This window comes from Nocardioides sp. F233, from assembly GCF_057813895.1.
In genome coordinates this window covers 452952-473517 of the sequence record NZ_JBVASH010000001.1, presented here as the reverse complement: position 1 = coordinate 473517, position 20566 = coordinate 452952, and the positions used below count along the sequence as shown (strand labels likewise).

The following is a 20566-nucleotide window of genomic DNA, read 5'->3' as shown; positions in this document are numbered from 1 at the left end:
GCGCGCCTCACGCCGGCTCCCCGAGCAGCGCCCGCTTCGAGCAGAGCAGCACGACCGGCCGCCGCTGCAGCCAGGCCTGCTCGCTCGCCCGCTCGAACAGCCAGTCGTCCGCGGGACCGTCGACGTGGTGCACGGTCAGTCCGGCCGCGGCGGCCACACCGGCAGTCACCTGGCCCTTGTAGGCCTGGTAGTAGAAGCCGTCCTCCGCCCCGCCCCGCGCCGCGGCCACGACGACCAGCGGCAGCTCGTGGTGGTGCGCGAACGCCGCCAGCACGTTGGCCGACAGCAGCACGCCCGCGTTCTGGCACAGCACCGCGGAGCGCAGCCCCATCAGCGCCGCGCCACCGGCGATCGCGACCGCGTCGTCCTCCCGTGTCACGCGTACGTCGACCAGTCCCGGGTCCGCGACCACCTCGCCGATCAGCGGGCTGAGCCAGCTGTCGGGCAGGTACGCGGCCAGGCCCACGCCGCCGGCCTTGAGCCGGTCGACGATCGTCGCCCCCCGGGCCGTGGCGGTGTCGACGTCACTCATCGTTCCTCCTCACCGAGCAGGCGCTCGGTCGCTCGTCGAGCCAGGCCGACGGCAGCATCGAGCTTCCATCGGTTCCCCGGCAGTGGATGGGCCTCCCGGGCCAGGTCCTGCTCCAGCGCCTCGACCACCCGGTCGGTGGTCACGACCCCCGTCAGTGCACGGCAGAGCCGTGGTGCGGCCCACGGCTTGGGCGCGACTCCGCCGAAGACGTAGCGGCCGGACGTCCAGTGACCGTCAGCGCCGACGGTGGCACAGGCGGCGAGCGAGACGAGTGCGAAGTCGCCGTCCCACTGCTGCAGCTTCACGAAGACGCCCCGCGCCGACAGCGCCGCGGCGGGCAGCACGACCGCCTCGACCAGCTCGCCCGGTCGCAGGTCGAGCTCGCCAGGACCCCCGTAGAGACGGGCGATCGAGACCTCACGGCTCCCCGACGGCCCGGTCACGACGACCGTCGCGGACAGCGCGTCGAACACGGTGGCCAGGTCGGACGGCGTGACCGCCTGGCAACGGTGCGCGCCGATGGCCGCGTGGTGCAGCCGGTGGTCGCCCTCGACCGCGTAGCAGGGGCAGCTGACGCCGCCGCGCTTGTAGCAGTCGAAGCCGTTGCGGAAGAACCAGCAGCGCTTCTCCTGGCCGAGGTTCCCGGCCACCGTCGCGACCTCGCGGATCTGCGCGGACGCGATCGTCCCCACCGCCTCGGCGAGCATCGGCACCCGCCCATCCGCCCAGGCGGAGAGCTCGGCCAGGGTCACGGCTGCGCCGATCCGCCAGTCGCCACCGGGGTCCTCGGTGATCCCGCGCAGGGCAGCGACCCCGCTCGTGCCGACCAGGACCGTCGGGAAGAGCAGGCCCTGGTCGCGCTGGACCAGGACGTCGGTGCCCCCGCCGATGACGACCGCGTCCGGCGCGGTCAGCTCGGCCACCACCTCCGGCACCGAGGCAGGCAGGGCCACCCGCTCCACCGGCCGCGGCGTACGACGGCGCGCGAACCGCGTCCCCCAGCGGTCGAGAACCGTGTGGAGACCGTACGGGTAGAGCGCGCGGAACAGACCGATCTGCCAGCGCCCCGGCCGCCGCGCCAGGTGGTGCTTCCGCGGCTCCCTGCCTTCCTTCTCGCGCAGCGCCGCCAGCACGACGTCCGGTGTCAGCGGCAGCTCACGGAACCGGATGCCTGTCGCGTCGTACACCGCGTTGAGCAGCGCCGGCGCCGCCGGGATCAGCGCGATCTCACCGACGCTCTTGGCGTCGAACGGCCCTGCCGGCTCGGGGCCTTCGACCAACGCGACGTCGATCGACGGCACGGTCGTCGCCCGCGGCACCGGGTAGTGGACGTAGCCGGCGTTCACCACCCGGCCGCCCTCGTGGACGAGCTTCTCCCCCAGCGCTGCGCCGAGCCCCTGCACCGCGCCGCCGATGATCTGGCCCTCGACCAGCGCGGGGTTGATCGCCCGGCCGATGTCGTGCACGGCGGCGTACCGGACCACCCGGATCACGCCGGTGTCCGGGTCGACCTCGACCTCGATCGCGTGTGCCGCGTAGGCATAGGTGGCGGAGATGTTCGGTCGCGGAATCCCTGTCCAGTAGGGCTGCATCTTCGGTTCGACGTACTCGGTGTCGATCCGCAGCGACCCGTCGACCAGGCTCTCGACGGCAACGCTGTCGACGCCCGACACGACACACCCGTCCCGCAGCACGACCTCCGACGTGCCGAGCTTGGCCGCGCCCAGCTCGCGCAGCCGCGCGGCCATCGCCTCGGCCGTCTGCCGTACGGCGTGCCCGCCCATGTGCGTCCCGCGCGAGGACCACGCACCCATGTCGGGCGGGGTCTCGTCCCAGTCGGCCATGATCACGCTGACCCGGTCCATCGGTACGCCGAGCACGTCGGCCGCGATCTGGCCGAGGATGGTGCGCTGGCCGGTGCCGGCGTCGGCACCCCCGAAGCGGACCACCACCTCGCCCGACCCGCGTACCTCGATGCCGGCGGCGCTGGTGTTGCCGCCCGGGTAGGCGTACGAGCCGCTCGCGTGCATGCCCGACGAGACGCCCACGCCACGGAACGCCCGACGGTCGGGCCCACGCTTCGCGTCCCAGCCGATCCGCTCGCGCACCTGCGCCAGGCACTCGGCGAGCCGGTTGGAGCCGATCTGCGATCCGGACAGCTGCGTGGTGTCCGGTAGTCCGGCGTTGCGGATCCGGAACTCGATCGGGTCCAGGCCGCACTTCTCGGCGAGCTCGTCCATGGCGGTCTCGAGCGCGATCGCCGTCTGCGGCTGCCCGTAGCCGCGGAACTGCCCACCGGGTACGAGATTGGTGTCGACCAGCCGAGCGTCCCAGCGGACGGCGTCGGGGCGGTACATCGATCCGAGCTGCTTGATGCCGGCGCGCATGACCGACGGCCCGTAGTGGTTGTAGGCACCGTTGTCGACGTCGATCTTCGCGTCGAGGAAGCAGAGCCGGCCCTCTGCGTCGGCGTGCGCCTGCAGCGTCGTGGTGAACGCATGGCGCGGCTTGGTGAACGCGAACTCCTCGGCCCGCGTGAGCTCGATCAGCACCGGCCGGCCGCACTTCATCGACAGCGCGGCGGCGAGCGCCTCGTGCTCGGAGATCTTCGACTTCGAGCCGAAACCGCCGCCCACGGAGACGTCGCGACACACGACCTGGTCGAGCTCGAGTCCGAACAACCCGGCGAGCTCGTGGACCACGAAGTGCGGCGCCTGGCTCGACGTCCACAGCTCCAGCCGCTCGTCGTGCCACCAGGCGACGGTGGTGTTCGGCTCCATGCAGACGTGGGTGACGCGCGGGTAGTGGAAGGTGCCGCCGGTGCTGACGACGGCGTTGGCCTCGGCGAGCGACACGTCGCCCCAGTGCTCGGCGGTCGCGACGGCGACATTCCCGCCCGCCTCACGCCTGTGCAGCTGCGGAGCGCCGGGAGCCAGCGCGTCCGGCACCGTCAGCACCGCGCGCCGACGCCGGTAGCGCACGACGATCCGACGCAGAGCCTCGTCGGCCGCCTCCGCGGTCTCGGCGGCGACCGCGGCGACCTCGTGGCCGACGTACAGCACCCGGTCGACGGCGAGCGGCGGCCGGTCGGAGTAGGGACCGCCGCTGTGCTCGTAGAGCCGCCCCGCGGGGAAGTCGTCAGCGGTGACGACGGCGTGCACACCGGGCACGCGCAGCGCGGCGGAGACATCGAGGCGGCGGATGTCGGCGTGGGGGTACGGCGAGCGCAGCACCCGGGTCACGAGGGTGCCGGCGGGCGGCTGGTCGGCGGCGTACCGCGCGGTCCCGGACGTCTTCTCCGCCCAGTCGAGCGGGCGGACCGATTCCCCGATCATCGCGCGGCCCGCCGGCTCTCGGCGACGGCGCAGACGGCGTCGACGATCTGGCGGTAGCCCGTGCAACGGCACACGTTGCCCGACATCTCGCGCACGATGTCGTCGCGACTCCGGTCGAGGTCGGCGCGGAGCACGGCCTCGGCGCGGACCACCTGGCCGGGCGTGCAGAAGCCGCACTGGAACGCGGCATGATCGGCGAACGCGGCACGCAGGTCGGCCGCGTCGTCGCCGAGGCCGGCCGCAGTGGTGACCTCGTCGGTCACCAGCGCGGCCAGGGTCGTGCAGGACATCACCGCACGTCCGCCCACCAGGACCGTGCAGGCGCCGCACTCGCCGCGCCCGCAGGCCTGCTTCGCGGCGAAGTTCCCGGAACCCCGGAGTGCCTCCAGCAGGGAGGACCCCGGGGCGCCGGCCGGGACGACGTCGCCGTCGACCCGGAGGTGCTCAGCCATCGAGGGCGGCGGTCAACCCAGGAAGGTCGGTGACGACGCCGTGGAAGCGCTCGATGCTCGCCAGGGTCGCGGCATGGGCTGCGTCGTCGGAGTCGGCCACGCACTCGGCGGGGACGACGACGTCGAAGTCCCGTGCGTAGGCGTCGCGGATCGTGGAGTCCACGCAGAAGCTGGTCGTCGTACCGGTGACGACGAGGACCTGCACGTCCTTCATCCGGAGCTCGACTTCGAGCGTGGTCTGGAAGAACGCGCTCGAGCGGTGCTTGACGACGACCTCGTCGCGGTCCTCCTTGATCGCCTTCATCTCGTCGAGCAGCTCGGCGTCCCAGGTGCCGCGCCGGCACAGCTCGAGCTTGACGCCCCGGCGCTCCAGGTGCGACGGGATGCGGCGTCGGGCGCGCAGCACGTCGTCGTCGTAGTGGACCTGCTGGGTGAACCAGACCGGCATGTCGAGCCGGTGCGCCAGGTCGATGGTCTGCTGCACGGCGGGGATGATCGCCTGCGGGTTCTTGACGGCGTCCGCGCCGAACGCCTGGCCGCGCGACCCCTCGGGGTGGCAGAAGCCGTTCTGCATGTCGACGACGAGCAGACCCACGTCCCGCGGGTCGAGCTTCACGTTAAGCGGCATGCCAGTTCCTCTCCTTGTCCTTCTCGGGTTCGGGCTTGACGACCACCTGGCCGCTGCCCGGTACGGCGAGCACCTCGCCGTCGCGGTAGATCACCTCGCCGCGGCGCATGGTCAGCGTCGGCCAGCCGCGCAGCGGCACGCCCTCGAAGGCGCTGACGAACTCGCTCTGGGTGACGTCGGGGCCGACGACCTTCTCGGTCTCCATGTCGACGATGACCAGGTCGGCGTCGGAGCCCACCTGGAGCGAGCCCTTCTGCGGGGCCATGCCGAACAGGCGGGCGGGGTTGTAGGCCATCGTCTCGGCGACCTTCTCGATCGCGATCCGGCCCTTGAGCACGCCCTCGGTGAGGACGACGGGGAGCATGGTGGCGAGACCGGCGAAGCCGGGCGCCTCCTCCCAGATGCCCTTGCCGGACTTGGGGATCGGCACGTGGTCGGAGCCGATCGTCGAGATCCAGCCCTCGCGCAGACCGCGCCACAGCTCGGCCTGGTGCTCGGAGTTGCGCAGCGCCGGCGCGACCTTGCCGACACCGGAGCCCTCGGCCGAGAGCCTCGGGTCGTCGGCGGTCAGCGCCAGGTAGTGCGGGCAGGTCTCGAGGACGACGACCCGCCCCTTGCGCCGCGACTCGGCGGCCGCGTCGACGGCCATGCCGACCGTCGTGTGCGGCACGTAGAGCGAGCACTCCTGCAGGTCGGCGAGCCAGATCGCGCGGAGCAGGTCCTGCTCCTCGACGAAGTCGGGGCGCGACGCGGTGTACGCCGCCAGGTCGTCGCCGCCGGTCTCCTTGACCTTGGCGGTGAGGTGGCACACGAGCGAGTCGTCCTCGCAGTGCACCATGCACCAGCCGTACGGGCCGAGCTCGCGGATCTTCTCCATCGCGGCGTACAGGACGGCGTCGTTGACCGACACCAGCCCGATCGGGTTACCGGGCTCGTAGCCGCCCATGTAGAACTTGAAGCTCGTGACGCCGAACTCCTCGGCGTAGCGGGGGATCTCCTCCACCTGCTCCATCGTCGAGATGATGAAGTGGAACTGGGTGTCGACGAGCATCCGCGTCTGCGCCAGCTCGAGCTCGTTCGGGAAGGTGTCGAGGAAGGTCGTGGGCGAGCGGCGGTACTGCAGCACCGTCGTCACCCCGCCCACCGCGGCACACGCCGTCTCGGACGCGAAGATCTCCGAGAGCGGCCGGCCGCCGCCCAGGTGGACGTGCGGGTCGACGATGCCCGGCAGCACGTAGTTGCCGCCCGCGTCGATCCGCTCGTTCGCCTCCGGGAGCACGCTCTCGTCGGCGATGGCGACGACGCGACCGTCCTTCACGGCGATCGCCGCCTCGACAATCCCGCTCGGGCTGACGATCCGCCCGTTCGCGACGATGGTGTCCACGCGCATCTGGCCTCCAGTTCCCGCTCCCGGGGAGCGAAATCACGCCTCAGCGACGCACCGGCCCGCCACGATCGTGGCGAAGGGCATCGGATGGCTGTCGGCCGCACACCCGGCGCGCAGTGCGTCAAGGCTTGAATCGGACCCTCCGGACTGGAGAGCGATACCGTCCCTGCCGAGACTAGTGAGCCGCACCACACACGTCAAGCATGCAAGATGACATCTTGCGATGCGATACCAGTCAGTGGTGGTGACCGGGGCGTAGCAAGACCTCGTAGAGCCGCTGGTAGCGCGCGAGGTCGACGAGGTCGACGACGTCGCGACGCGGGTCGGATGCCGATCGTACGCTCTGCGGACCCACCCGCACGGTCGGAATCCCGTGCTCTCTCAGGACCACCCCGTCGGTCGACCCGGTCCACCCGGTGATCGGCGTGGGCGGCTCACCGAAGACGTCCTCCCACGCGTGCTGCGCAGCCCGTACGACGCCCGCTCGCTCCGGCGTCGCCTGGGCTCCGTGCAGCCACTCCACGTCCACGGCCGTGCGGCAGCCGTCGAGCGGGGTGCCGGCCAGCAGCGCGTGCAGGCAGGCGGTCAGCTCCGTGCCGAGCCGGGTGTCGCGCTCGCCGGGGACGGTCACGACGTACAGGTCGACGACGAGGTCGGCCGGCAGCAGGTCCGGCTTGTCCGGCATGCCGGCGCGCACCGCGCCGATGCCCACCTGCGGGCCGACCTGGCCGACCGGTGCGCGGTTGGCGAGGTAGCGCTCGCGCCACTCGCCGATCGCGTCGAGCACGAGTCCGGCGTACCGGGCGACGCCTCCGGTGGGTGTTGCGGACTCGGGCGCGAGGGCGGCTCCGGGGAGGCCGGAGACCCGCACCTCGACGTACGCCGCGCCGGGCTCCTCCCAGAGCAGCCCGCGCGGTCCACCCTTGGCCACGATCGCGGCCGGGGGCCGGGGCGCCTGGGCCAGGAAGGCACGCACGCCCTCGGCCCGTCCGCCACGGCGATGGGTGCCGCCGCCGGCGAGCAGCAGGGTGCCGCGGCGGGCCGACGCGAACGCCGCCACGGCGGCCGCGACCGGCGCCCGGGCCACGCCGAGGCCGAAGCCCTCGGCGAGGCCGTCGGTCACCTCGAGCTCACCGACGGGCTCGTCGAGCGAGGTGTCGAGGTGCGAGTAGAGCAAGGGCCCGTCGCCGCAGTGGGCGACCAGGTTGGCGCCGTGCTCGCCGTACGACTGCACCGTCCAGTCGACCTCGGGCCAGCGCTGCCCGCTCCACTGCGCCAACGCCTCAGCCGCGCGGCGTTCCCGTCCGCGCGGCGAGGGCGTTGCGTCGAGCACCCGCAGGAGCTCGACGAGCTGGTCGCTCAGAAACGACCCCAGTCATCGGACGCCGGCCGCCACACGTCGATGTTGCGCGGGTCGGCAGGCATCTTCCGGGCCCGGTGCGTCTCGTGCTCCTCGGGCGTGAACACCCGGTGGCTGTCGCAGAGCTCGAACCGCGGGCCGAACTTCGTGTCGTGCAGGTAGAACGCGATGGACGTCGACGCCGAGTGGTTGACGATGTCCGAGGCGATCGGGGCGCCCTTGTAGAGCGCCCGGGCCCGCATCCGCATGACGTGGTCGAGGCTCTTCATCGCGAAGCAGAGGTGCGCGACGTAGTGCTCGTCGTTCTTCTGGATCGCCAGGCTGTGGTGGTAGCGGTCCTCGCAGCGCAGGAACGTCGCCGAGCCGACGATGTGGTCGGACGGCATGAAGCCCAGCACCTTGATGTAGAAGTCCAGCATCTCCTCGTACTTGGTGGTCGCGAGGAAGGGGTGGACCAGGTCGAGCGGCCGGATCTCGATGTGCGGCGGCTCGGCGTACTCCTGGAAGCCGATGAACAGCTCGACGAGCAGGCCCTCCGGATCGGCGATCGCGAAGCCGTCGTCGCACAGCTCCTGCTGGCGCTTCTGCAGGGCGAGGATCTCGTGACCGGCGGCGATCGCGCGCTGCTTGACCTCCTCGAGGACCTCCGCGCTCTCGACGCTGAAGCCGACCGCGGTGGTCCAGCCGTCGGTGCGCTCGGGGGCGCTGATCAGCTCGATCGCGTGGTGCTCGATGTCGGCGCGCAGGTAGGCGTACTCGTCGGTGCGCTCCTCCAGCTGCAGACCGACGTGGTACTCGAGGAAGTCGATGGTGGCCTGCATGTCGGGCACCTCGATGCGGGCGTACTCCATGCCGAACGGACCGTGCGGACGCGCCATGCGTCCCTCCCTTCCCGCGTCGGCCTCCGGCCCCGCGAACTCGTAGGCGACGATCGCCTGGTCGGCGATCACCGGCCGCCACTTCTCGCGCACGAAGGTCTCGTGCGACTCACTGGTGAGGTAGGCGAGCAGCTCCTGCTCGTCGGGGAACTCGACCGACATCGCGTGGGTGTAGGTCTGGTCGCGGCTGCTGAGGTTCTCGCCCATCGACCAGTGCCGCATCGCCGGGTAGCGCTCCGGGAAGGTCTCCAGCTCCGCGAGGATCGACTGTCGGGTCCCCTCGGGGACCTCGTCGGCGAACCGGAACATCAGGGTGTGGCGGATCATCTGCGTCCCCTCTAGAGGATGAAGCTCAACCGGGCGCCGACCGGCAGCGCCTCGTGACCGAGGATCGACCGCCGCACGCGGTACCTGAGGCCCGCATCGGTGGGTACGACGACGTGCTCGTACCAGCCGACGTACTGGTCGAACTGACCGTCCCGCGCCCGGTGCACGACGAAGGACGCGCGGATCCGCAGCGTGCCCTCCTCCTCCCCGGGGAAGAGCCGGACGTTCGAGACCAGCCGGTGGGTGCGCGAGTGTGGGTTCTCCGCGTGCGCCTTGCGCGACTTGAGCCGCTTCACCCGGGCCTTGATCAGGTCGTAGTCGTCGTCGACGAACGACCCGCCGGTGTGCAGCGACCAGCCGCGGTAGTCGGTGGTGGGGATCTCGTAGCGGGCGCCCTCCTCGAAGAGGTCGAACCACGCGTCGTAGTCCCAGGCGTCGAGGATGTCGGCCTCGGCGTACAGGAAGTCCTCGACCTCACCGCGGGTCACGACCCGGCCGGCGACGTCGATCGAGCCGCGCACGTCTGTCTGCGTCATGCCAGGTCCCTCCCCTCGAGGAAGCGTTCCGGCCGGTCGCCGGACACCTCCAGGCCGCCGCCGACGGCCTGCTCCCAGTGGCGCCAGAAGCCGCGCATCGCGCCCTCGTCGATGGACCGGCCCTGCTCGCCCTTGACCTCGTCGCGCATGCCGCGCGACATGTCGCTGTAGTCGAGGTCGCCGGCACCGCGGGTGGCCTCGATGCCGCGTTGGACGGCCTCGTAGGCCTCGATGTCGTCGGGCGTGGCGAGGCCGCCCGGGCCGACGAAGCTGACGACCGTCTTCATCCGCAGCGCGCGCGACTCCTCGTGCTCCTCGCGCGGCACCAGCTGCCAGGCACGGACGTCGGTGTGGCCCGGCGCAACCGGCTCGAGCTGGCGGATCGAGAGGCCCTCGATGTCGAACAGCAGCAGGTTGGGGAAGACGAAGAGGATGTGGCTCTCGTCGGCCACGTAGTGGGCGCGCTTCTCGCCGAGCCGCTCGACCATCTCGGCGAGATGCTCCTCGGTGCGGGTCTTCTCGGCCTCGCCGAAGCGCGGCTCCCACACCATCGAGATCCGGCCGCCGTGGCCGGTCAGCACCAGCAGCGAGTGGCCGTTGCCGAGGTTGTAGGCGTACTGGTCATCGTCGGTGACCGCGAAGCCGGACTCGCGCAGGTAGCCCACGAAGGTGTTGTGGGTCGGCGAGAAGTGGTAGCCGTCCATCGCGTTCTCGACGGCGAGCTTCCAGTTGCCGCGGACGCTGTAGAGCTGGACGCCGGGCAGCGTGGTGACGCCGCTGGCGTGCTGCTGCTCGATCATCGTCATGTAGTCGGCCGCGTCGCCGAGGTGCTCCAGCAGCGGCGGCACGTCGGGGTTGAACGAGATGAAGACGTAGCCCTCGTGGATCTCCAGGCGCGGGACCGAGCGCAGCATCATGTCGTTCTGCAGCGCCTCGATGTCCTCGTACGCGCCGTTGTCCGGGATCGCCGCGACAGAGCCGTCGTTGTTGAAGGTCCAGGCGTGGTAGAAGCACTGGAAGCGCTTCTGCGATCCCTCGGTCTCGCGGCACAGCACGGTGCCGCGGTGGGGGCAGGAGTTGAGCCAGGCCCGGACCTCACCGTCGGCGTCGCGGCAGAAGATCAGCGGCCGGCCGGCGATCGTGCGCACCTTGAAGTCGTTGGCGTTCGGGATCTCGGTCTCGTGCCCGAGGTAGAGCCAGGTCCGCAACCAGATGTCGACCCGCTCACGCGCGAACATCTCGGGCGAGCGGTAGGCCTCCCGGTTGACGCGGAAGGTCAGCCGCTCCCAGTCCTCGACGAGCATCGGCTCCGCCACTCGCTCGGTCACTTCGCTTGGCATCTCGGTCGCTCCTTCGCCCTCGTCCACTGAGTACCTATCGCGAGATGCCATCTCGCGATGCGACATAGCCTCGCCGACCCCGCGAGGGCTGTCAAGAGGTCGGATGAATCCGTTCGACGGGTTGACGGGGGCGCCCCTCGGGGTTCATTGTCCTGTCTTGGAATAAGAGATGCTATCTCGGAATGCATATACGGATTGGAGTCGCCGTGCCCTACGTGATCACCGCTTCCTGCATCGACGTGATGGACCGGTCGTGCGTGGAGGAGTGTCCCGTCGACTGCATCTACGAGGGCGACCGGATGCTCTACATCCAGCCCGACGAGTGCGTCGAGTGCGGGCGCTGCGAGCCGGTGTGCCCGCAGATCTCGATCTACCACCACGAGGACCTGCCCGAGGACCGCAAGGACTACGAGCGGATCAACACCGAGTTCTTCGCCGACCTCGGCTCGCCCGGCGGCGCCCGCAAGGTGGGCCGCACCGGCGCCGACCACCCGGACGTCGCATGAGCGCCGTCCACGACGTCGACCTGCTCGTCGTCGGCGCCGGGCCTTCGGGCCTCTACGCCACCTACTACGCGGGCTTCCGGCACCTGAGGGTCGCGCTTCTCGACGCCCTGCCCGAGGTCGGCGGCCAGGTCGCCGCGCTCTACCCCGAGAAGGCCCTGTACGACGTCGCCGGCTTCCCCGCCGTCCGCGGCCAGGAGCTCGTCGACGCCCTGCACGAGCAGGCCCGCTCCGCCGACCCGCTGATGCTCCTCGGCCGCGCCGCGGTGGGCCTGGTGGAGCGCGCGGACGGCGTCGAGGTCACCACCGACACCGGTGAGACGATCCGCGCCGGCGCGGTGCTCATCACCGGCGGCATCGGCAGCTTCACGCCGCGCGAGCTGCCCGTCGGCTCGGAGTACCTCGACCGCGGGCTGCGCTACTTCGTGCCCCGGCTCGCCGAGCTCGCCGACCAGGACGTGCTCGTCGTCGGTGGCGGCGACTCCGCGCTGGACTGGGCGCTGGGCCTGGAGCCGATCGCGCGCAGCGTGACGCTCGTCCACCGTCGACCGCAGTTCCGTGCGCACGAGCGCAGCGTGGCACAGCTCGCCGAATCGGGAGTCGAGGTGCTGACGCCGTACGAGGTCGCGAAGGTGTCCGGCGAGGACCGGATCGAGGAGGTCGTCGTCGAGACCGGCGCCGGCGATCGTCGTACGCTCGAGGTGCAGGCGGTCGTCGCCGCCCTCGGCTTCATCGCCGACCTCGGCCCGATCGACGACTGGGGCCTCGAGCAGCACCGGCGACACATCCTCGTCGACCGGACCATGCGGACCAACCGGGAGCGGGTGTTCGCCGCCGGCGACATCGCCCACCACGACGGCAAGGTCAAGCTGATCTCGATCGGCTTCGGCGAGGCCGCCCTGGCCGTCAACCACATCACGGCGCTGGTCCGTCCCGGATCCGCGCTCACGCCGGGCCACTCGTCGGACCTCTGAGGAGCCCCACCCGTGCGATACTCCGTCGAGCCCGCGCCCCGAATCCGAGGTCACATGAGCACCAGCAAGAACCCGAAGGCCGAGTCCACCGAGACCGCTCCCACCATCCAGACGGTGGAGCGGGCTGCGGTCGTGCTCGGGTCCTTCACGGTCGCCAAGCCCTACCTGAGCCTCAACGAGCTGACGGCGTCGCTCGGCACGAGCAAGGCGACCGCGCACCGCTACACGAAGGCACTCCGCGCCGCCCACCTGCTGCGGTACGACGAGCGCACGGCGCTGTACTCACTGGGGCCCCAGGTGCTGACGCTCGCCGCGTCGGCCCGCGCCGGCCTGCCGATCGTGGCGGCCGCCGAGCCCTACATGGAGTCGCTGCTGCACGAGGTCGACGAGACCGTCGTCCTGTCGGTGTGGGACGGCGAGACCGCGACCGTGGTGCGCTCGGTCGACAACACCGACCACATCATCCGGATCGGCGTCCGCTCCGGCGCGCGCCTCGACCTGACCGACTCCGCACAGGGGCGTGTGTTCTGCGCGTTCCTGCCGCCCGAGCAGGTGCCCGGCCTCAAGACGATCCTGCGCCGCGCGCCCGAGCTCGCGGCCGAGTTCGAGGCGATCCGCGAGCACGGGCTGTCGCTCAACTCGCCCGACATCAACGGTGTCCGCACGATCGCGGCCCCGATCTTCGAGGGCGACACCATCGTCGCCGCGATGGCCATCGTCGGCACCGCCGTCACCGTGTCCGACCAGGTCGACAGCCCGATGGCGCAGGCCCTGGTCCGCACCACCCGCGCGCTCTCCGAGGGCCTCGGCGGCGGCGCTTCCTGACCTGAACTGGCGCTTCCTGCCCTTTGCAACGGGCAGGAAGCGCAGGAATCCCCGCTGAAGCGGGGATTCCTGCAGCCAGCCTCAGAGGCCCAGGTCGCGGCCGATGAGCTCCTTCATGATCTCGTTCGAGCCGGCCCAGATCTTGGTGACCCGGGCGTCGCGCCAGGCGCGGGCGACGCGGTACTCGTTCATGAAGCCGTAGCCGCCGTGCAGCTGGACGCAGTGGTCGAGCACCTCGGACTGGACCTGCGAGGAGAACCACTTGGCCTTGGCGGCGTCGATCGCGGTGAGCGTCTTCTGCGAGTGGTTGAGCACGCACTTGTCGATGTAGGCCTCGGCGGCCTCGATCCGGGTGACCAGGTCGGCCAGCAGGAACTTGTTGTGCTGGAAGGTGCCGATCGGGGCACCGAAGGCCTGGCGCTCCTTGGCGTACTCGATGGTCTCGAGCAGGATCTGCTTGGCGTGCGCGATGTTGGCGACCGCGCAGCCGAGCCGCTCCTGCGGGAGCTTCTGCATCATGTGGATGAAGCCCATGTTGAGCTCGCCGATGATCTCGGCGTCGGTGACGCGGAGGTTCTCGAAGAACAGCTCGGCGGTGTCGGACTCCTCCATGCCGACCTTGTCGAGCTTCCGGCCACGCGAGAAGCCCTCCATGGTGGCCTCGATGCCGAAGAGGGTGATGCCCTTCGGGCCCTTCTCCGGGTCGGTGCGCACGGCGGTGACGAACAGGTCGCCGGAGTAGCCGTTGGTGATGAAGGTCTTCGAGCCGTTGATGATCCACGAGTCGCCGTCACGCACGGCGGTGGTCTTCAGCGCGGCGAGGTCGGAGCCGCCCGACGGCTCGGTCATGCCGATGCCGAGCAGGATCTCACCGGACGCGACACCCGGCAGCCAGCGCTGCTTCTGCTCGTCGGTGCCGAGCTCGACGATGTACGGCGCCGTGATGTCGGCGTGGATGCCGTGACAGGTGGGGTACGCCGCACCGACCTTGGCGAGCTCTTCCTGGAGGACGGCGTTGAACCGGAAGTCGCCGGCGTCGGAGCCGCCGTACTCCTCGGGGATGCACAGGCCGAGCAGGCCCTGCTTGCCGGCCTCGAGCCAGAACTCGCGCGGCAGCGCCTTGGCCTTGATGTGCTCCTCCGCGTGGGGCAGCACCGAGCGGTCCACGAACTCCTTGACGGATGCGCGGAAGGCCTCGTGGTCCTCGTCGTAGATCTCACGCTTCATGCCGGCGACTCTACTCGCGGGTCACATCGGCGGTCGTTGTCCCCGAGCACAACAAAACCCACCCCGGCATTGGTCGCCGGAAACGATCAGGAGGCGGCCGGGACCAGCTCCCCGCAGCCGCAGGCTGCCTGCACCTCGGCGTACAGGTCGGTTCCCTGCTGCCCCCACAGGCCGTTCACGATCAGCGCGGTCGAGCCGGCGACGAGGGCCTGCTTGTCCTCGTACAGGTTGTCCTGGGCATAGCTCCGCGCCTGGTCGGCCGAGGGCATCTCGACCCAGATGATGGTCTGCAGGAGCGCCGGGAGCCCGATGTCGACGGCGTCCTGGTCGCCGTAGCAGTCGAGCTGACGGAAGTCGACCTGCCCGGAGACCCCGGTCTCGTTGGGGCTCCACTTCACGACGGCGCACGACGGGTTGTCGCTGGTCAGGTCCCTGGTCGCGGCCTCCACCGCCGCGAAGTCGAGGCGCTTGTCGGGGTCGGCCGGTCCGTGGCTGGTCGGGGTCACGGCCGGGTCGGGCTCGGGGGCCGGCGGCGTCGACTCCGGCGCCGACGTCTTGTCCGAGGCCGTCGGGCCGTCGCCGTCCGAGCCGCAGGCGGTGGTCGTGAGGAGCAGGAGGAGGGCGCCGGCGAGGAGCGCGGCCGGGCGTCGCAGGGCACGGGTCACGGCCCCATCCAGTCACGACCGGCCGGGAGACCGCATCAGGGAATGACCCCAATCCTGTGGTGCGCCGGCACTACGCTTCCTTCGTGCCCAGCGGTCGACTCGTCGAGAGGGAGGCGAGCCTCGCACAGGCCGGCGCTGCCCTCGATCGGCTGCGCGCCGGGAACGGCGGCGCGCTCTGCCTGCTCGGCCCCGCAGGGGTCGGGAAGACCTCCCTGCTCGACTCGATCCTGGCCGAGGCCGGCGATCTGCGGGTGTTGCAGGCGGCAGCGGGCGAGCTCGAGGCACACGCGCCGTACGGCGTCGTCCGGCACCTGTTCGGCCGTGTCCTCACCTCCCTCGACCCGGCCGCGCTCGACGGCCTGGACGGGATCGCGCACGGGGCGGCCAGGGCAGCGGTCGACCTCGTGCTGCACCGCGGCGAGCCGGTCGGCGACGCGTCGGTGATGCTCAACAGCCTGTACTGGCTGCTCGACGGGCTCGCCGCCGACGGCCCGCTGGTGCTCGCCGTCGACGACGCGCACTGGGCCGACGAGGCGTCGCTGCTGTTCTGCCAGCACCTGTTGAGCCGGGCCGGCGAACTGCCGGTCCTGCTGCTCGTCGCGGCCCGCGACATCCTGCCCGAGCGCCGCAGCCCCGCCCTTGCGGCACTGGTGGCCGAGTCGACCCGGCTCGACCTCGAGCCGCTGAGCGTGGCCGGCGTCCGCTCCTGCCTGGCCGACCTGGGCCACGCGGGGATCAGCGACGAGCTCGCCGCGGCCTGCGCCGACGTCACGGGCGGCAACCCGTTCCTGGTCACCGCCCTCGCCGAGCTGCTCGGTACGACGGACGTCCGCTCGCTCGTCCCCCGGACCGTCGTCGACACGGTCGTGCAGCGCCTCACCGCGCTCGGCGCGGCCGAACAAGCGCTCGCCCGTGCCGTCGCGATCCTCGAGTCAGCGCCGCTGCGCATTGCCGCCGACCTGGCGGACCTGTCGCCCGAGAAGGCCGGCATCGCGGCCGACCGACTGCGCGACTCCGGCCTGTTCTCGACCGAGCGATTGCTCGGGTTCCGGCACGCCCTGCTCCGCAGTGCCGTCGCCGCCGCGACCGGCGCCGCCACCCGCGACGACCTGCACCGCCGGGCCGCCCGCGCCCTCGCGAACGAACCCGACGGCCTCCACCTGGCCGCCGGCCACCTGCTCGAGGCCGAGGGCATCGCGGATCCGTGGGCGGCGGAGCTGCTGCGGACCGCGGCTCGTGCGGCGCTCGCCGACGGAGCTCCCCAGGCCGCCGTCGACCTGCTCCGCCGCGCGGTCGCCGAGCCGGCGCCGGCCACCGAGCTCCCGGGCCTGCTCGTCGAGCTCGGCACCGCCGAGCTGCACGCCGGCGACCCGGCGTCGGTGACCACGCTCGAGCGTGCCGGCCGCGGTGTCACCGACCCCGTGCTGCGGGCGCAGTGCGCGCTGGGGCTCGCGGCGGCGTACCACGTCGGCGGGTTCTACGAGCCCTCCGTGCCGATCCTCAGCGACGCGCTCGCCGACCTCGGCCCCGAGCACGGCGACCTCACTCTCGTCGTCGAGGCCGCGCTCGTCGCGGCGGCGCTACCGGTGCCCGGCCTGGTCGAGGAGGCCCGCGCCCGGCTCGCCGCCCACGGCCACCTCGCCGGCGCCACCCCCGGCGAGCGGCTGCTCCTCATCCACCAGGCCTCGGTGGCCAACGCCACCCTCGCGCCCATCGCGGACGCCGGTGAGCTGGCCCGTCGCGCGATCGGCGACGGCGCCACCCCCGAGCAGGTCGCGAGCCCGTTCGCGTGGACGATCGCTCGGATCCACCTCGCCTGTGCGGGTGAGTACGCCGCCGTCACCGACCTGTGCGCGCAGGGTCTCGAGCTCGCGGCCCGCGAGGGCTCCGTGCCGCTGTACGCCGCCGCGTCCGTCACCCGCGGCTGGGCGCACCTGTGGGCAGGCCGCCTCGACGACAGCGGCACCGACTTCGCCGAGGCGCTGCGTCACGCCGAGGTCGTCCCCGGCGGTCAGCTGCTCCGGCTGATGGCCGCCGCCGGCCTGGCCGAGGCACTGCTGGCGCAGGGCCGGCTGGTCGAGGCCGCCGCCGCGGTCGAGCAGGTCCCCGAGGAGGTCGCCGCCGACCGCAGCCATGCCACCGGCATCCACCTGCTCCGCTCCCGCGGCCTGGTCCGTGCCGCAGCCGGCGACCACGAGGGCGCCCTCGCGTCGCTGCACCAGTGCGCCGAGCGGCTCACCGAGCTCGACATGGACTCGCCGACGTGGTGCGGCTGGCGGGTCGGCGCGGCGGAGAGCCTGTGGGCCCTCGGCCGGGTCGAGGAGGCTCGCGAGCTGGCGGCCACGGAGCTGGCCGTCGCCGAGCAGAAGGCCGCCGCCAGCATGCTCGGCCAGGCGCTGCGGATCGCCGGCGAGGTCGCGGCCACCGACGGGATCGCGTTGCTGGAGCGCTCGGTCGAGGTCCTCACCGGCTCCCAGGCCCGGCTCCAGGAGGCCCGGTCCCGGGTCGCGCTGGGAGCCGCGCTGCGTCGTACCGGACAGCGGGTGGAGGGCCGCGAGCAGCTCCGGATCGGACGCGAGCTCGCCCACCGCCTCGGCGCGTCCGTGCTCGCCGAGCGGGCGACCACCGAGCTCGCGCTCGCCGGCGGCCGCACCGGACGGATCGAGGTCAGCGGCCTCGCGGCGCTCACCTCCGCCGAGCGCCGCGTGGTCGAGCTGGCCGCTTCCGGGCTGCGCAACCGCGAGATCGCCCAGCGGCTGTTCCTCAGCACCAAGACCGTCGAGGTGCACCTGTCCCGCGCGTACCGCAAGCTCGGCGTGGGACGCGACGGCCTCGCCGCGACGCTCGCCGCCGACGCGTAGGAGACTGCTGCCATGGCCGCCCACGACACCCGGATGCTGCTGCTGGGTGCCGTCGCGCTGTTCGAGCCGGTCAACGGCTACCAGATCCGCCGCGAGCTGCTCTCCTGGAGCGTCGACGACTGGGCCCACCTCAACCCGGGCTCGATCTACAACGGCCTTGCCACGCTGACCAGGCAGGGCTTCCTGGTGCGCCACGACCTCGAGGACGGCGGCCGCGAGGTGGCGGTCTACGAGTCGACGCCGTCCGGGCGGACCGAGCTCGAACGCCTGGTCACCGCCGGCCTCGAGGACGTCAGCGTCGTCGACCGCACGGCGTTCAGCGCGGCATTCGGCCTGCTCCCCCTCGTGTCCCCCGACCAGGCGCAGCGCTCGCTGGTCCGCCGACGGGTCGCGCTCGAGGAGCTCGTCGCCCGGCTCGCCTCCCCGCCGGCACCCGGGGACGCTCCCCCGCACGCGCTGCGCACGGTCGTCATGTGGCTCGACCTGGCCGTGGCCGAGCTGGCCTGGCTCCGCGAGACCATCGAGGAGCTGAAAGCCGGTCGGCTCGCCCTCGACGCGTCCACCTGGACGCCGCCCGCCGACGACCCCGGCTGGCAGATGAACGCCGACCGCGAGCGCTACCGGGCCCTGCTCGAGGCCGCCCGCGCCTGAGCTGGCGAAGGCGCGGAGAGCGGCCGAAGGTCGAGGAGCGCCGACGAGCTCGCGCCGCGAAGCAAGCGAGGTCGTGGCGCGTCGCGAGACCCGGTGAGGTACTTCCGGAACTGGCCGGTGACGGTTCCGGCAGCACCTCGAGGCGTCTCGTGACGGTTGCTGCGCAACCTCCTCGACGTCCGGGGACCGATGAATGTCGGTGGCCGGTGCTGTCGTACTCGGGAGAACCCGTTTGACGGACCAGTGTTCAACATTGAATACTCCTGGTGTTCAACGTTGACGACGAGGGGATACGACGATGATCCGTGCACGAGGACTCGTGCAGACCTTCCACAGCGGGCAGGGCAAGCAGAAGAAGGAGGTCCACGCCGTGCGTGGCGTCGACCTCGACGTCGAGGAGGGCGAGGTCGTCGGCTTCCTCGGGCCCAACGGCGCCGGCAAGACCACCACGCTGCGGATGCTGACCACGCTGCTCAAGCCGACGGCCGGTACGGCGACCGTGGCCGGCTTCGACGTCGCGACCCAGGCGGTCGACGTACGCCGCAGCATCGGCTACTGCTCCCAGGTCGGCTCGACCTTCTCCGGCGCCTACGCCGGTGACGAGGTCGTCGACCACGGGATGCTCTACGGGATGTCGAAGAAGGCGGCCGTGGCCAAGGGCCAGGAGCTCTTCGACAAGCTGCAGCTCGAGGGGCTGTGGCGCCGGATGCCCAAGAACATGTCGGGCGGACAGAAGCGGCGCCTCGACATCGCGATGGCCCTCATCCACTCGCCCGGCCTGGTGTTCCTCGACGAGCCGACCACCGGCCTCGACCCGCAGGCGCGGATCAACCTGTGGCACCACATCGCCGACCTGCGCACCCAGCAGGGCGCGACGGTCTTCCTGACCACGCACTACCTCGACGAGGCCGACGCGCTCGCCGACCGGATCGTGATCATCGACAAGGGCGAGATCGTCGCGAGCGACACCGCCGACAACCTCAAGGCCGCCGTCGCCGGCGACCTGGTCGACCTCGAGGTCGCCACCGACGAGCAGGTCGCCGTCGCCCGCGACAAGCTCGGCTCGATCAGCGCCGAGGTCGAGGTCGAGGGTCACCACGTCCGCGGCCGGGTCGCCCGGGCCGGCAAGGCCGTGCCCGGCCTGCTCCGCGACCTGGAGAACTCCGGCGTCGGGCTCGAGTCGATCGAGGTCGTCCGCCCCACCCTCGACGACGTCTTCCTCACGCTGACCGGCCGCTCGCTGCGCGACGCCGAGGCCGCCGCCGAGGCGAAGGACAGCCCCTCCGCCGAGGATGCCACCGCCCCGACCGCCGAAGGAGCCTCGGCATGAGCACGTTCTTCCGCGAGTCCTGGATCGTCTTCAACCGCCAGCTGCGGATGAACCTGCGCAACCCGGCGTGGGTGATCATCGGCATGCTGCAGCCGGTCCTCTACCTGCTGCTGTTCGGGCCGCTGCTCGAGCCGGTCATCGCCCAGCTCGGCGGCAACAAGTACACCTGGTTCGTGCCCGGCATGCTGGTCCAGCTCGGCATCTTCGGCGCCTTCTTCGCGGGCTTCTCGCTGATCGGCGAGTGGCGCGAAGGCGTCATCGAGGCGGAGCGGGTCACCCCCGCCCACCGCTCGGCCCTGCTGTTCGGCCGCCTCTACCGCGACCTGCTCCAGCTGTTCGTGCAGGCCGTGATCCTCGTCGGCCTCGGCCTGTGGCTCGGCATGGACGCGTCGTTCGGCGGCATCGTCGTCGGCGTCGTGCTCACCTTGATGCTCGGCGGCGCCTGCGCGGCCGCGTCCAACGCGCTCGCCCTCACCACCAAGAGCGAGGACGTGATGGCGCCGGTCATCAACGTCGTGATGATGCCGGTGCTGCTGCTCAGCGGCATCCTGCTCCCGATGAGCTTCGGCGCGGGCTGGCTCGAGCGACTCAGCGACTTCATGCCGATCCGCCACGTCGTCGACGCCGTCCGCTCCGCCTTCTTCGGCGACTTCGACGCCTCGATGCTGTGGGGAGTCGGCTGGACCGTCGTGCTGTTCGGGCTGGCCGTGTGGTGGGGCACCTCGGTGTTCAAGAAGGAGAACGCCTGACCGTAC

At 71.6% G+C, this 20566-nt stretch carries 18 protein-coding genes; 7 read left to right on the top strand and 11 right to left on the bottom strand.

Translation table 11 applies throughout. The annotated features are described in order from the left end of the window. Positions 1–7: 7 nt before the first annotated feature. From ACZYRU_RS02230 to ACZYRU_RS02190, 9 genes are all read right to left on the bottom strand, one after another. On the bottom strand, positions 8–532 hold the full coding sequence (locus ACZYRU_RS02230; protein ID WP_488955447.1) for a hypothetical protein: 525 nt from the start codon (positions 530–532) through the stop codon (positions 8–10). After that, a complete protein-coding gene (locus ACZYRU_RS02225) occupies positions 529–3867 on the bottom strand; it encodes a molybdopterin cofactor-binding domain-containing protein (protein WP_488955446.1) in 3339 nt (1112 codons plus the stop codon). The genes ACZYRU_RS02230 and ACZYRU_RS02225 overlap by 4 nt, the downstream gene beginning before the upstream one ends. Further along, on the bottom strand, positions 3864–4319 hold the full coding sequence (locus tag ACZYRU_RS02220; RefSeq protein ID WP_488955445.1) for a (2Fe-2S)-binding protein: 456 nt from the start codon (positions 4317–4319) through the stop codon (positions 3864–3866). Before ACZYRU_RS02220 ends, ACZYRU_RS02225 begins: the two co-directional genes overlap by 4 nt. Then, positions 4312–4947, bottom strand: coding sequence for a cysteine hydrolase family protein (locus ACZYRU_RS02215; RefSeq protein ID WP_488955444.1), 636 nt, complete (start codon positions 4945–4947; stop codon positions 4312–4314). Before ACZYRU_RS02215 ends, ACZYRU_RS02220 begins: the two co-directional genes overlap by 8 nt. Next, on the bottom strand, positions 4937–6337 hold the full coding sequence (locus ACZYRU_RS02210; RefSeq protein ID WP_488955443.1) for a dihydroorotase: 1401 nt from the start codon (positions 6335–6337) through the stop codon (positions 4937–4939). Before ACZYRU_RS02210 ends, ACZYRU_RS02215 begins: the two co-directional genes overlap by 11 nt. Before the next feature lie 232 nt (positions 6338–6569). Beyond that, a complete protein-coding gene (locus tag ACZYRU_RS02205; RefSeq protein ID WP_488955442.1) occupies positions 6570–7613 on the bottom strand; it encodes a M20/M25/M40 family metallo-hydrolase in 1044 nt (347 codons plus the stop codon). 80 nt (positions 7614–7693) lie between these two features. Beyond that, positions 7694–8899, bottom strand: a complete 1206-nt coding sequence (locus ACZYRU_RS02200) for a Dabb family protein (protein ID WP_488955441.1) — start codon at positions 8897–8899, stop codon at positions 7694–7696. Between the two features lie 11 nt (positions 8900–8910). Further along, entirely contained in the window at positions 8911–9435 is a 525-nt protein-coding gene (locus ACZYRU_RS02195) for an aromatic-ring-hydroxylating dioxygenase subunit beta (RefSeq protein WP_488955440.1), read from the bottom strand. Then, positions 9432–10775: an aromatic ring-hydroxylating oxygenase subunit alpha gene (locus tag ACZYRU_RS02190; protein WP_488955439.1), complete on the bottom strand. Its 1344-nt coding sequence runs from the start codon at positions 10773–10775 to the stop codon at positions 9432–9434. Before ACZYRU_RS02190 ends, ACZYRU_RS02195 begins: the two co-directional genes overlap by 4 nt. Before the next feature lie 206 nt (positions 10776–10981). Between ACZYRU_RS02190 and fdxA the strand changes: the two genes are divergently transcribed. Genes fdxA through ACZYRU_RS02175 form a run of 3 tightly spaced genes read left to right on the top strand, consistent with a single transcriptional unit; the run spans position 10982 to position 13077 of the window. Continuing rightward, a complete protein-coding gene (fdxA, locus tag ACZYRU_RS02185) occupies positions 10982–11281 on the top strand; it encodes a ferredoxin (RefSeq protein WP_488955438.1) in 300 nt (99 codons plus the stop codon). After that, positions 11278–12252 carry an NAD(P)/FAD-dependent oxidoreductase gene (locus ACZYRU_RS02180; RefSeq protein WP_488955437.1) on the top strand — a complete coding sequence of 325 codons (975 nt, stop codon included), beginning with the start codon at positions 11278–11280 and terminating at the stop codon, positions 12250–12252. Before fdxA ends, ACZYRU_RS02180 begins: the two co-directional genes overlap by 4 nt. Positions 12253–12306: 54 nt before the next feature. After that, positions 12307–13077, top strand: coding sequence for an IclR family transcriptional regulator (locus tag ACZYRU_RS02175; protein ID WP_488955436.1), 771 nt, complete (start codon positions 12307–12309; stop codon positions 13075–13077). A gap of 81 nt (positions 13078–13158) precedes the next feature. Here ACZYRU_RS02175 and ACZYRU_RS02170 read toward each other — a convergent pair whose 3' ends face one another. Both ACZYRU_RS02170 and ACZYRU_RS02165 read right to left on the bottom strand, forming a co-directional pair. Further along, positions 13159–14304 (bottom strand): acyl-CoA dehydrogenase family protein, encoded by a 1146-nt coding sequence (locus ACZYRU_RS02170; RefSeq protein WP_488955435.1) that lies wholly within the window; start codon positions 14302–14304, stop codon positions 13159–13161. Positions 14305–14390: 86 nt separating this feature from the next. Continuing rightward, on the bottom strand, positions 14391–14969 hold the full coding sequence (locus ACZYRU_RS02165; protein WP_488955434.1) for a hypothetical protein: 579 nt from the start codon (positions 14967–14969) through the stop codon (positions 14391–14393). 83 nt (positions 14970–15052) lie between these two features. On the opposite strand from ACZYRU_RS02165, the gene ACZYRU_RS02160 reads away from it, so the two are divergent. From ACZYRU_RS02160 to ACZYRU_RS02145, 4 genes are all read left to right on the top strand, one after another. Then, positions 15053–17830: an ATP-binding protein gene (locus ACZYRU_RS02160; RefSeq protein ID WP_488955433.1), complete on the top strand. Its 2778-nt coding sequence runs from the start codon at positions 15053–15055 to the stop codon at positions 17828–17830. Between the two features lie 12 nt (positions 17831–17842). Further along, complete coding sequence (locus ACZYRU_RS02155; protein WP_488955432.1) at positions 17843–18481, top strand: PadR family transcriptional regulator; 639 nt, start codon at positions 17843–17845, stop codon at positions 18479–18481. A 298-nt stretch (positions 18482–18779) separates the two neighbouring features. After that, complete coding sequence (locus ACZYRU_RS02150; protein WP_488955431.1) at positions 18780–19811, top strand: ATP-binding cassette domain-containing protein; 1032 nt, start codon at positions 18780–18782, stop codon at positions 19809–19811. Next, positions 19808–20560, top strand: a complete 753-nt coding sequence (locus ACZYRU_RS02145; RefSeq protein ID WP_179728148.1) for an ABC transporter permease — start codon at positions 19808–19810, stop codon at positions 20558–20560. The genes ACZYRU_RS02150 and ACZYRU_RS02145 overlap by 4 nt, the downstream gene beginning before the upstream one ends. The last annotated feature ends 6 nt before the right edge of the window (positions 20561–20566 follow it).